The organism is Sphingomonas sanguinis NBRC 13937, assembly GCF_001591005.1.
GTDB classification, from domain to species: Bacteria; Pseudomonadota; Alphaproteobacteria; order Sphingomonadales; family Sphingomonadaceae; genus Sphingomonas; species Sphingomonas sanguinis.
In genome coordinates this window covers 49690-61922 of sequence record NZ_BCTY01000017.1, presented here as the reverse complement: position 1 = coordinate 61922, position 12233 = coordinate 49690, and the positions used below count along the sequence as shown (strand labels likewise).

Sequence of the window (12233 nt, the reverse complement as noted above, 5' to 3'; positions counted from 1 at the left end):
TGTAACGCTTTGCGATCCGACTGATCGCAAGACTCACCGGGATTTTCCCAGTGATCCCACGCCATGGGGCGGGGCAGAACCATGGCTCGAACCGGTCGGTCTTCACGCGGCAGACATGCTCGACCGGTGCGATGATGTGCCGTTCGGTCCCGAGCTCAAGGGGCCATCGCATCGACCTCCGGTGCCTACCGGCGCACGCCAATCCGCTAAGTCTATACAGGATAGCGACGTTATCCGACGTGCCCGATCACTGCGCCCGCGCGGATCGCTTGCCCCTCGACCAGCGTGTCGGACAGCCGCATCCCCTTGGGCAGGAACAGGATGATCGTCGAGCCGTGCTCGAACCAGCCCATCTCTTCACCCTTGCCGATCCGTGCCGAACAGGCGGTGCGGCCGGGGCCATGTTCGCGCAACGTCCGCTCGGTATCGAGGCAGTGGAGGCGGATGCTCGCGACCAGGATCGCGGCGACGGGCACGATCAGCATCGGCTGCCCCGACATCAGCACGCGCGCCTCGATCACCGCGCGCTCGTTGCGGCAGAAGAGCCGTTCGACCCGCTTTAGCGCGATCGGATTTACGTTCCAGCAGTCGCCGGAGACATAGGTCACGCCTTCCACCACCAAGTCGGTGGGGGCGTGGAAGCGGTGATACATGCCCGCCGTCAGACGTAGCGTGACAAACGAGCCGTCGCGATAGCGCTCGACCAGCGCGGCGTCGGGGATCAGGTCGCCGAGCCGATAGGGAAAACCCTTCACTTGGTAGAGCCGGTCCTCCTCGATCCGGCCATGCGCGCCGACCAGCGCGTCGCAGGGGGAGGCAATGCTATCCGAATCGGCGTCGAACTCGCGCGCGCCGTCGCGAAGCGCGCGGACGAAGCCGTCGCGCAGGGATTTGAACCGTGTCGTCCGCGCATCCGACAGGTCGACGCCCGCAAAGAATTTCCAAAGCGCGAGGCTGGGTCTGGCGATCAGAGGATGCTCGATCCGGGCGATCCGGCCGACCAGTTTCGTCGCGAAGCGGCGCGGCAGGCGGTTGGTGACGAGGAAATTGATATCCTCGTTCAGGAAGAACCGCATGATGGGTCCACGCATTGTCATGCCTCCGTCATGGGTACGCGGTCAAAGGCCGCATGAACCCGATTCTCACTGGCCTGCTGGCCGTTTCCGCTGGTGCGGTTGCCCTGACAAAAGGGCATCGCCGCCTGACCCTGTCGCGCGCCAAGCATCCGGGGCTGGGCGGCCATGTCCGCATGGCCAAGCGCATTGCCGGGCAGATCCCGTTCTACACCTATGGCGAGGATCGCTTCTTTCGCGTCGATGATGCGCCCGACGCGATCGCCGACCAGCGGCGCGCCGGGTTCGAGCGGCTGGGCGGCCTGTTCGCGACGCGATTCGCGCAGACGCTGGCGCTGACCAAGGAAACGCGCAGCGGCCTGTCCGACCTGCAATTCACCGGCGCGTACCGCGTGCCGTTCCAGTTCCGCGAGAAGGTGCGCACGACGCTGGCGACCGGTGCCTTCTATCAGCGATCGGAAGGGCCGATCCTGGTCGACCTGGATGGCAACCGGCTGATCGACCTGACCGGCTCCTACGGCGTCAACCTGTTCGGCAACGACTTCTACAAGCAGACCATGGCCCAGGGGGCGGCGATGGTCGCTGATCTTGGTGGCGTGCTGGGCTCGTTCCACCCGGTCGTCGCGGACAATGTCCGCCGCCTGACCACGCTGTCGGGCATGGACGAGGTGTCGTTCCACATGTCGGGCACCGAGGCGGTGATGCAGGCGGTGCGCCTGGCCCGCTATCACACCAAGCGTCCGCGTCTGGTACGATTTGCCGGGGCCTATCATGGTTGGTGGGGTGATGTGCAGCCGGGCATCGGTAACCCGGTGCCCGCCGATCGCACGCTGACGCTGGCCGACATGTCCGACCGGACGCTGAAGGTGCTGGCGACGCGCAAGGACATTGCCTGCGTGCTGGTCAACCCGCTCCAGGCCATGCACCCCAATGGCTCGGCGCCATCGGATGGCCAGCTGGTCGATGGTGGGCGAAAGGCGGGGGCCGATCTGGCCGCCTATCGCGAATGGCTGCACAAGCTGGCCGAGACCTGCCGGGCGAATGGCATCGTCCTGATCTTCGACGAGGTGTTCATGGGCTTCCGCTTGGCTAAGGGGGGGATGCCCGAATATTTTGGGGTGAAGCCCGACCTCATCACCTATGGCAAGACGTTGGGCGGTGGGTTGCCGGTCGGCGTGCTGTGCGGTCCGGCGCATCTGATGAAGCGCTGGCGCGAGGATCGGCCCGTCGACATCTGCTTTGCGCGCGGCACGTTCAACTCGCACCCCATGGTGATGGGAGCGATGAACGCCTTTCTCCAGCGGCTGGAGACGCCCGAGGTGGCGGCGCTCTATGACGGGCTGGACGAGCGCTGGAATGCGCGCGCCGCGATGTTCAATGCGCGGATGGCGGAGGCCGGGCTGCCCCTGTCGGTCGCGCATGTCCAGACGATCTGGACCATCCTCTACTCGGTCGCCTCGCCCTATAACTGGATGCTGCAATATTATCTCCGGGCGGAAGGTCTGGCGTTGAGCTGGGTCGGGACCGGGCGGCTGATCTTCAGCCTCGACATCGACGACACCCTGTTCGCCGAGATTTGCGACCGCTTCGTTGCAGCGGGACAACAGATGCGTGACGATGGCTGGTGGTGGACGTCGCCCGAGGCGCGAAAGGACCTGAAGCTGGCCAATAAGGCGATTCGGCGGCGGATCTTGAAGGAGTCGCTGGCGGTGCGGTTGGGACGGGGAGGATAAGCCTTTCCCGCTTTTCCTGCTCCCCCTCCCGCAGGCGGGAGGGGGCCGGGGGGAGGGCAGGGTGTCTCACCGAGACTGTCGCGTGAGGCCTTCCCTCCCCCATCCCCTCCCGCTTGCGGGAGGGGAGCGACCAGGCGAGAGGTCGGGACACAAAAAATGGGCGGCGGTCCTTTGGAACCGCCGCCCTGTCCGTCAAACCGAAACCGCGCGTTACGCCGCCTTCAAATCCTCGAAATCATCGACGTCGTGATGATCCATCCGCTCGCCCTTCATCAGGCGGCGGGGCGCGCTCTTGTACATCTTGAAGTCGTTGAACGGGTCGGTGACGATCTTCGTCGCCCAGACGAGACCCGTTTCCAAATCGCGCTGCGCCCAGAGCTGCATCACGCGCACAAAGATCGCGCTGACGCCCAGGCCCAGCCAGCCGATGCCGACATGGCGCAGATAGCCCATGAAGCCGTCCGGATATTCCAGCGTGCCGAACAGCGTCGGCTGGACCAGCAGGACCACCGGGATCGCGCCCCAAATGCCCATCAGCACATATTTGCGGGCGAGGTTATAGCCGACCTTGATCTCTTCCTTATGCTCATGCGTGGCCTTGTTCACATGGTCATAGCCCTTGGGCTCGAAGAAGAAGTGCCCGGCCTGGCGGCTGGTCATCGCCACGCCCCAGGCGAGCAGGCTGGCGACCGCCGGGTCGATGAACAGCAGTACATAGGCGGTCAGGAAGGTGCAGGCGCTGACGAAGTGCAGGCTCTGATTGACCAGGCTGTGGTGATAATAGCGATGATCGTCCCACCGCTGTTCGGCGAGCTGCGCGCGAAAACCAGTCATTGGACATGTCCTTGGGCGGAAGGCTGGCGCTTGGCGAAGCGGACCAGCGAGAAATGGCCGAGCGGGGGCAGGGGGCGGCTTTCGACCAGCTCGACATCGCCGCGCGTCGCCGCCCAGTCGGTATAGCGCTCGAACGGGAAGTCGGTGCGGAAGCCCAGCCGGCTGGTGATCGGCATCAGGGTCTTTTCGATCCGACCGCGAAGCCCGTCGCCCGCGCCGACGCGCGTGGTGATGACGATCTCGCCGCCGGGACGACAGATACGCGCGAACTCGTCCAGCGCCTTTTCCGGGTTGGGCACGGCGGTGATGACATATTGCGCGACCACCACGTCGAAGCTGTTGTCGGCGAATTGCAGCGCCTCGGCATCGCCATACGCGATCTGCTCGACATGGGTCAGCTTGCCGTTGCGCACCCGCTCGCGCGCCTTGTCGAGCATCGGCTCGGACAGGTCGACGCCGACGATGCGGTTCGCCCGCGAATATTGGGGCAGCGAAATGCCGGTGCCGACCCCCACCTCGATGATGCGGCCACCGATGCGTTCGGCGGCGACGATGGCGGCGGAGCGACCCTTTTTGAAAACGGGGCCGAAGACCAGATCATAGACAGGCGACCAGCGATCATAGGCCTTGGTGACGCTGGCTGTACTCATCTGTGTTGCCATCGAAGGGGCATCCCGTTGAACGACGATGCGACCCCTGTTCGCAGCAGGCGGTGACAGTTTCACGACAAATGACGCGGTACGTGCGAGATTTTCGCAATAGCGCCATCAATATGTCATCGATCGTGCATGAATTTGTCGTATCTTGGAGATAGTAATTACTCTGGCTATCGCTGTCTGAAAGAGATTTGGCGGCCTGCATTGGTGCATGACTTGTAAGATGCGCCAATCCATTAACTTGTAGAAGCGTCTGCCGATCCTCAAGATTCTGCAGATGGACCGCATATTGCACGGCGATGAGGTTTTGCGTTCCGATGCCGGTGCACATGGGTCCGGGGCGGGCGCGCGATGCCAAGGCGTCGCGCGCTGGGGTGGTGAAAATTCCCCAGACTGTTGGCACTCTATGCCATAATACGGCAGAATCTGCGACAGTGCATTTTCCTAAATGGCTGAAAATAAACGAATTCAGTGTGTGGCACGAGTAATGCAGTAACTCACATGCCGGGGTGATCCGGCGCCAGGGAGTTACCACCATGTTGCTGTCGTTGCTGCTGACATCGGCCTTAGCCGCCACTTCGCCGGTCCGGGACGCACCGCCGACCACCGTTACGCTCGATACCGTGGCGGTCGTCACCCGCTCCGGCGCGGCCCCCGCCGCGACCCCCACCCGCTACTGCATCGTCGAGGCTCTGACCGGGACGCGCATCCGCACCAAGGTCTGCCACACGGCGGACGAATGGATCGCCAGCGAAGGTGAAGTCCCGACCGGCCGCATCACGCGCCGCTGATCCCCCGTCCTTTTACGCCTTTCGGAGAATTGCCATGATGTTCGCTCTGCTCGCCGCCGCTGCTGCCCTGTCCACGCCGTTGCCGCGTGACGAGGTCGTCAAGCCCGCCGCCACCCCCGCCGCGCCCTCTGCCGAGGTGTCCGCGCTGCCGACCGCGCCCGATCCTAAGACGACCCGCTACTGCTTCCTGAACGTCGAGGAAGACCACATCATGCGCGGCAAGGTCTGCAAGACGCGCGCGCAGTGGCGCTGGCAGGGTATCGACCCGCTCAACTATATCGGCCGCAACAAGTGAGGGAAAAGGGTGGGGGCCGCACCCACGGGGCGGCCCCGCCCGCCGCGCGTCAGGTCAGATCGCGCGAATAGACATTATAGGTCTTGTTGACGTCGCTTTTGATCGTTTCGGCGATCGAGCGCATCCCTTGATTGTCGTCGAGAATCCAGCCGATCTCGCCGCGCGACGCGCCATAACGCTCGACCGAGGCGCGGCGGATATATTCGATCATCATGAAAGCCAGTTGGCTGGCCATGCGCGACGACTGGAGTTCCTTGACCACGCCCATCAGCGGCACGCGCATCGTGCGCACCTTCGGCGCACGCAGCCACAGGAGCAGCTTGGCCCAGCCGAAGGGCAGCAGACTACCCTTGAGCGGCTTGATCGCCTCGTTGAGGTCGGGGAGGGTGATCATGAACGCCACCGGCTTGCCGTCCAGCTCGGCAATGCGGATCAGGTCGTTGAACACGATCGGCTTCAGCTTGACGCCGACATCCTTGATCTCGGGCGGGGTGAGCGGGATGAAGCCCCAGTTATCCGACCACGCATCGTTCAGGATGCTCAGGATGATCGCGGCCTCTTCCTCGAACTTGGCCTTGTTCACCTCGCGCACGCGGATGCGATCGTTCTTCTCGCCCGACTTGATGATCCGCTGGACGATCGGCGGAAATTCTTGCGTGATGTCGAGCTCATAGGTGAAGAGCTGCTTGATGACGCCGTAGCCCGCGCCCTCGATCCAGCCCTGATATTCCGGCCGCGCATGGCCCATCATGATGGTGGGGTCCTGGTCGAAGCCCTGGACCAGCAGGCCGGGCTCTTCCCAGACCGATTGCGAGATGGGCCCGATCGCCCGCGTCATGCCCTGGTCGCGCAGCCAGCCCTCGGCAGCGGCGAGCAGCGCCTGGAACACGTCCTGATTCACCGCGTCCATCAGGCCCCAGAAGCCGACGTCCGGCCCGAAGCCCTTGGACGGGTCCATCTCCAGCGCCAGCGTGTCGAGATGCGCCGAGATGCGCCCGACGACCTTCCCATTCTCCTCCGCCAGGAACAGCTGCGCCTTGGCATGGCTGTACCAGCCATTCTTCTCCGGCGTCAGCAGGCCCAGCGCCTCGCCCTTCAGCGGCGGAACCCAGTGCGGATCGTCGGCGTACAGCGTGAAGGGGAAGTCGACGAACGCCTTGCGGTCGCTTTTCGACGAGATGGGGCGAATGGTGACGGTCATGGGCGTGAGGTCCGGCAGATAATTTCGCGCTCGTTCCTAACCGGCTTGGTCGATCATAGCGAGTGAGGATATCGTCATTGCCTGCCGTGGGAATGCCACCGTGTCGCCACTATATGGGGGCAAAGGATAGACCCATGGAATCGACGCTTTCTTTCGATCGCGGCTCGCACGCGCCTCAGTCCTCGCCAGTCGGGACGTCGCCCGCGCGTGTCCCGATCGCGGACGACAAGGCGATGCTGCGCGCCGCCGCCGAACTGACCCGCGACCTGATCGCGCCGCGCCCGGGCCTCTACTGGGCCGACATGGTGGGCAGCGCGCTGCTCGGTTATGCCGCGCTGGCGGTGGCCGTGACGGCGGCGTCGACGGGGGTGATCGTCGTCGCTTCGGTCGTGGCGGTGCTGGCGCTCTACCGCGCGTTGCTGTTCATCCACGAAGTCAGCCATATGAAGCACTCGGCGCTGCCGCGGTTCCGAGAAGGCTGGAACGCGCTGGTCGGCGTACCGCTGCTGACGCCTGCCTTCATGTATGAGGGGGTGCACAATCTCCATCATGCCAAGACGCGCTATGGCACGGCGGACGATCCCGAATATCTGCCGCTGGCGCTGATGAAGCCGTGGACGCTGCCGGTGTTCATCCTGGTGTCCGCGCTGGCGCCGCTGGGCCTGCTGATCCGCTTTGCGATCCTGTCGCCGCTGTCCTGGGTAATCCCCGGCCTGCGCAAGATCGTGGTCGAGCGTTACTCGGCCCTGGCGATCAACCCGCAGTTCCGCCGCCGGATGCCCGAGGGTGAGGCGCTGGTCCGGTTCAACCGCACCGACGCCGCCGCCTCGATCTGGGCGATCGCGCTGGTGGCGATGGTCGCGACGGGCGTGATCCCCGTGCGCGGCTTCGCGATCGGCTTTGCGATCGGCTCGGCGGTCGCCGTGCTGAACCAAGTGCGCACGCTGGTGGCGCACCTCTGGGAGAATGAGGGCGAGCAGATGACGGTGACCGCCCAGTATCTCGACTCGGTCAATGTGCCGCCGCCCGCGCTGCTTCCGGGCCTGTGGGCGCCGGTGGGCCTGCGCTATCATGCGCTGCATCACCTGCTGCCGTCGCTGCCCTATCATGCGCTGGGCGAGGCGCACCGCCGGATCAGCGCGGCGCTGACCCCGGATTCGCCCTATCACAAGGCGAGCTACAAGGGCCTGCCGGGCCTGGTCGCCAAGATCGGCCTGAGCACGATGCGCCGGGGCAAGTGATCCCCTTCGCGCCGGGCAAATGGTGAGGGCTTTACGCCCTCACTCCTCGGTGCGGAACAGCACGGCCTCGCCGATGAGGAAGAACAACAGGATCGGGGCCCAGGCGGCGAGGAAGGGTGGGTAAGCCCCCAGATCGCCCATCGCCATTGAGAAATTGTCCGCCACGAAATAGGCGAAGCCCAGCGCCATGCCGATGACGGCACGGACGAACAGCTTGCCCGAGCGCGCGATGCCGAACGCTGCGACCGCGCCCAGCAGCGGCATCAGCATCGCCGACATCGGTGCGGACAGCTTGTGCCAGAGCGAACCCTCCAGCGACTTGGTCGGCCGTCCCGCCTCTTGCAGGTCGGTGATCGCGCTAGATAGCGCGCCGAAGGACAGGCTGTCGGCATTGACGCTGGCCAGGGTCAGCTGCTCCGGGGTGACGCCGCGCCCGACGATCAGTGAGGGGTATTGGGTCAGCTTGCCCGACTTCACCTCGAAGCGCGTGGCCGGGCCGATCTGCCAGCCATCGCCCGCCCGCACGCCGCGCGGGGCGCGCACGATCGCCTGCAGGCTGCCGCCCGCGCGGTCATAGAGCGTCACGCCGCCCAGTTGTGTCTTGGCCCCGCGCCCCTGGATGAGATCGACCGAGAGAAGGTCGTCGCCGTCGCGCACCCAGACATTGGCCCGGTCCCCGCTGTCGATGGGCAGGGGGCCGTATTGCACCTTCTGCCAGGCCGACAGCGTCGCGCTGGCGCGCGGCACGATCCGGTCGTTAAAGGCGAAGCTGAACGCCGCCACGCCCGCGCTGGCGATGAGCAGCGGGGCGAGCACCTGATGCGCCGACATGCCCGCCGCCTTCAGCGCGATGACCTCCGAATTCTGATTCATCGTGAAGAAGGTCAGGATCGTGCCGAGCAGCACCGAGAAGGGCAGCAGGAACGACACGATCTGCGGCAGGCGCAGCGAGACATAGCGCCACACCTGGGCCTGTCCGTTGCCGGGCGCGGCCAGGACCGCACCGGACTCGCTCAGCACATCGAGCGTCTGGAGCACCAGCGCCACAGCGAACAGGATGGCGAAGGTGCGGACCAGGAACATCTTCGCCATGTAGATGGCGATCGTCTTCGACGGGAAAATGTTGGACAGGCTCATGCCGTATAGGCCTTTTTACGGCGGCGGCCGGGTATCCAGCGACCGATCGCCTTGGCCAGCTTCGCCACCCCGCGCTCCAGCGCACCGATCGGCTGGCCGCCGGGCACATAGGCGGTGACATAATACATCCACAGGACCAGCCCTGCGAACACCGCGAATGGTCCCCATAGCGCCAGGATCGGGTTCACCCGCCCTAGCGCGCCGATATCGGCGGCATATTGGTTCACCTTGAAATAGGTGACCAGCATCACGATCGACAGGAACACACCCAGCGCCGATGTCGATCGCTTCGGCGGGATGCCCAGCGACACCGCGAGCAGGGGCAGCAGGAACATTGTCACCACCTCGACCACTCGGAAGTGGAACTCGGACCGGCTGCCGGCGCGTGCCTCGGCACTCTGCGCCTCCTGACCGTGCCGGGCCAGCTCGGGCAGGGTGAACTCCAGGTCGCGGCCGCCGCGCTGGCGGAAATTGTCGAATTTGGGCAGGTCGATCGGCAGGTCATGGCTGGAGAAGGTCAGCACGCGCGGCGCCTTGAACTCCGGCCGGTTGTGGATCAGCGTGCCGTTGGTCAGGCGGAAGATGATGACGTTGGGGTCGTCGGTCGCCAGGAAGCGCCCACGCTGCGCCGTGACGCCGATCCAGTCGCCCTTCGACGTATTGGCGTGGACGAAAATGCCCGACAGATCGCGGCCATTCTCGCGGCTTTCCTCAATGCGCAGGGTCATGCGATCACCCAGATGGGTGAACTCGCCGACCTTGATCGAGGCGCCCAGTGCGCCAGTGCGCAGCTCGTAGCGCAGGCCTTCGTAATAATAGCGCGCAACCGGCTGGATATAGCCGACGATCGCGAAGTTCAGCGCCGCCAGCACGATCGCGTACATGTACGGCACGCGCAGCAGCCGGGTATAGCTCATGCCCACGCCGCGCATCACGTCCAGCTCGGACGAGGTGGCCAGGCGGCGAAAGGCGAGCAGGATGCCCAGCATCAGCCCGATCGGAATGCCCAGCCCCAGATATTCGGGCAGCAGGTTGGCGAGCATCCGCCACACCACGCTGATCGGCCCGCCCTCGGTCGCGACGAATTCGAACAGGCGGCGGATGCGGTCGAGCACCAGCAGCATCGCCGAGATGAGCAGCGTCGCGAACAGCGGCAACGCGATCAACCGGGCCATGTAGCGATCGATGGATTTCATGCGGGGGACTTCATCCGGGGGCCATCACTCGCGCGATAAAACGGCCATGGCTATACGGGGGCGGGCAGGGCGCGTCACCCCTTGTTTGTGCGGGATTATCCCGGCGTCCGACTTGGCTCAGGCTGCGGCGCAGACCAGCCCCTCGGTCCGCTTCAGCGCCGCCGCGACGGCGCGCTCCAGCCCGGCGAGGGTGAAGGGCTTGCGCAACACCTCATGCCCCTCGAACCCGGTTGCCTGCGCATCGCCCGCAAAGCCGGTGACGAACAGCACCGCGACGTCCGGGTGGCGCGGGCGCAGCGCGGCGATCAGCTCGGGGCCGGTCAGATGCGGCATGAGCACGTCCGACACGATCAACCGGATGCCCGGATGCCGTGCCAGCAGCCCCTCCGCCTCGCGTGGATCGCCACAGGCGATGGGATCATGGCCCAGCTCGCCCAGCGCCTCCATCGTCGCGGCGAGCACGCGGGGATCATCCTCGACCAGCAGGATGCGCAGCGCGCCCATATCCTCCGCTACGTCGGGGGCGGGGGCATCCGGCTCGACGGCGGCGGCCACGGGGCGGGCGATATGGCGGGGGAAATAGAGGCTGACGGTGGTGCCTTCGCCGGGTGCGGTCTGGATCGTCACGTCGCCGCCCATCTGGCCGACCAGCCCGAAGATCTGGCTGAGACCGAGGCCCGTGCCCTTGCCCGCGGGTTTGGTGGTGAAGAAGGGTTCGAACACCCGCTCGACGATCTCGGGCGGCATACCCTCGCCGGTGTCGGTGACCGACAGCACGACATACTCGCCCGCTCCGCCACGCGGCAGCGTGTCCGCGCCGACCTGCGCCTCGGCGGTGCGGATGGTCAGCTCGCCGCGCCCGTCCATCGCATCGCGGGCATTGACCGCCAGGTTCAGGATGGCATTTTCCATCTGCGTCCGGTCACCGAACAGCATCCAGTCGCTGGTCGCATCCTCAACCGTCACCTTCACCCCGTCCCCCAGCGTCCGGTCGAGCATGTCGCGCATGTCGGCGACCAGCTGGCGCGGGGGCAGGCATTGCGGGGCCAGCGCCTCTTCGCGGCTGAACATCAGCAGGCGGCGGGTCAACGCGGCGGCGCGGTGCGCGCCCTCGGTCGCGCTCTCCAGATGGCGGTGGACGTCCTCCTCGTTCCCGGAGCGGCGGGCGAGTTCCAGCCCGCCCAGAACGACCGCCAGCATATTGTTGAAATCATGCGCGATACCGCCGGTCAGCTGGCCTAGCGCATCCATCTTCTGTGCCTGGCGGAGCTTGGCTTCCTGCACCTTCAGCTCCTGGGTGGCGGCCTCGACCGCGTCGGCCAGTTCCTCGGCACGGGCGCGTTCGGCGCGGGCTTCGGCATGGGCCTCGGCCCGCTCGCCCACTGCACGCAGGATCAGCCAGCCGAGCAGGATGCCGCCGAGCACCAGCCCGATCACCAACAGCGCCAGCGCGCCCGCGATCCGATTGGCGTGGAGCACCGAGTCGCGCGCGGCGGCGCTCCGCTGGTCGAGCAGCACCCGCTCGCCGTCGATCAGCGCATCGAGCGTCCGGCCGATCCGCAATAGCGCCTTGGCCTGCCCCGCCTGGTAATAGAGCGCATAGGCCTGTCGATTGCGGTGATAGGTGGTCGACAGTGCAATGGTCGACAATTCCTTGCCGCGCACGCCGTACGCCGCGCGAAGCTGGTCGATCAGCCGCTGTTGCGCGCGATCCTCGACAAGGATGTCGAGCCGGTCGAGCTGCGCGCCCGCCAGGGTCCATTCGTCCGAATAGATCTGGCCCAGCTTGCTGTCGCCCGAGATGACGTAGCGGCCGAGCGACGCCTCCGACCGGGCGATGGTGCCCGCCAGCGTCCGGGCCAGGATCATCACGTCATAGCTGTGCCGTTGCCGCTCCAGCGCGATGTCACGCTCGCGATTGGCATGGCCCAGCGTCAGGATGAGCATGACCAGCGTGATCGCACCGGCCAGCGCCACCGCGATCAGGGCAAGGGTGTGCCACCGGCTCCCCTCTCGCTGATAATCCTGCTCGATCACGGTCGCCACGCTATCCCCATGCCCCGGATTTTGCAAAGC

The 12233-nt window shown here is 65.7% G+C and carries 11 protein-coding genes; 4 read left to right on the top strand and 7 right to left on the bottom strand.

Going from position 1 to position 12233, the window contains the following annotated elements; genetic code table 11:
- Window positions 1–230 precede the first annotated feature (230 nt).
- Complete coding sequence (gene asd, locus SSA01S_RS09430) at window positions 231–1091, bottom strand: archaetidylserine decarboxylase (protein ID WP_240954777.1); 861 nt, start codon at window positions 1089–1091, stop codon at window positions 231–233.
- Between the two features lie 38 nt (window positions 1092–1129).
- Between asd and SSA01S_RS09425 the strand changes: the two genes are divergently transcribed.
- Window positions 1130–2806 (top strand): aminotransferase class III-fold pyridoxal phosphate-dependent enzyme, encoded by a 1677-nt coding sequence (locus SSA01S_RS09425; protein WP_061780193.1) that lies wholly within the window; start codon window positions 1130–1132, stop codon window positions 2804–2806.
- A 210-nt stretch (window positions 2807–3016) separates the two neighbouring features.
- On the opposite strand, the gene SSA01S_RS09420 is transcribed toward SSA01S_RS09425, so the two are convergent.
- Window positions 3017–3640 (bottom strand): hypothetical protein, encoded by a 624-nt coding sequence (locus SSA01S_RS09420; RefSeq protein WP_058734661.1) that lies wholly within the window; start codon window positions 3638–3640, stop codon window positions 3017–3019.
- On the bottom strand, window positions 3637–4290 hold the full coding sequence (locus SSA01S_RS09415) for a class I SAM-dependent methyltransferase (protein WP_240954778.1): 654 nt from the start codon (window positions 4288–4290) through the stop codon (window positions 3637–3639). The genes SSA01S_RS09420 and SSA01S_RS09415 overlap by 4 nt, the downstream gene beginning before the upstream one ends.
- Before the next feature lie 542 nt (window positions 4291–4832).
- Here SSA01S_RS09415 and SSA01S_RS09410 point away from each other — a divergent pair.
- Together SSA01S_RS09410 and SSA01S_RS09405 are read left to right on the top strand one after the other, a co-directional pair.
- Complete coding sequence (locus SSA01S_RS09410; protein ID WP_061780191.1) at window positions 4833–5087, top strand: hypothetical protein; 255 nt, start codon at window positions 4833–4835, stop codon at window positions 5085–5087.
- Window positions 5088–5121: 34 nt separating this feature from the next.
- Window positions 5122–5382 (top strand): hypothetical protein, encoded by a 261-nt coding sequence (locus SSA01S_RS09405; RefSeq protein WP_061780190.1) that lies wholly within the window; start codon window positions 5122–5124, stop codon window positions 5380–5382.
- A gap of 49 nt (window positions 5383–5431) precedes the next feature.
- Here the strand turns inward: SSA01S_RS09405 and SSA01S_RS09400 are convergent, their stop codons facing one another.
- A complete protein-coding gene (locus SSA01S_RS09400; RefSeq protein ID WP_061780189.1) occupies window positions 5432–6583 on the bottom strand; it encodes a hypothetical protein in 1152 nt (383 codons plus the stop codon).
- Window positions 6584–6717: 134 nt separating this feature from the next.
- Between SSA01S_RS09400 and SSA01S_RS09395 the strand changes: the two genes are divergently transcribed.
- Window positions 6718–7824 (top strand): fatty acid desaturase family protein, encoded by a 1107-nt coding sequence (locus SSA01S_RS09395; RefSeq protein WP_061780188.1) that lies wholly within the window; start codon window positions 6718–6720, stop codon window positions 7822–7824.
- Window positions 7825–7863: 39 nt separating this feature from the next.
- Here the strand turns inward: SSA01S_RS09395 and lptG are convergent, their stop codons facing one another.
- From lptG to SSA01S_RS09380, 3 genes are all read right to left on the bottom strand, one after another.
- Window positions 7864–8961: an LPS export ABC transporter permease LptG gene (gene lptG, locus SSA01S_RS09390; protein WP_058753542.1), complete on the bottom strand. Its 1098-nt coding sequence runs from the start codon at window positions 8959–8961 to the stop codon at window positions 7864–7866.
- Complete coding sequence (lptF, locus tag SSA01S_RS09385; protein WP_174521623.1) at window positions 8958–10157, bottom strand: LPS export ABC transporter permease LptF; 1200 nt, start codon at window positions 10155–10157, stop codon at window positions 8958–8960. The genes lptG and lptF overlap by 4 nt, the downstream gene beginning before the upstream one ends.
- Before the next feature lie 117 nt (window positions 10158–10274).
- A complete protein-coding gene (locus SSA01S_RS09380) occupies window positions 10275–12194 on the bottom strand; it encodes an ATP-binding protein (RefSeq protein WP_244885648.1) in 1920 nt (639 codons plus the stop codon).
- Between the last annotated feature and the right edge of the window lie 39 nt (window positions 12195–12233).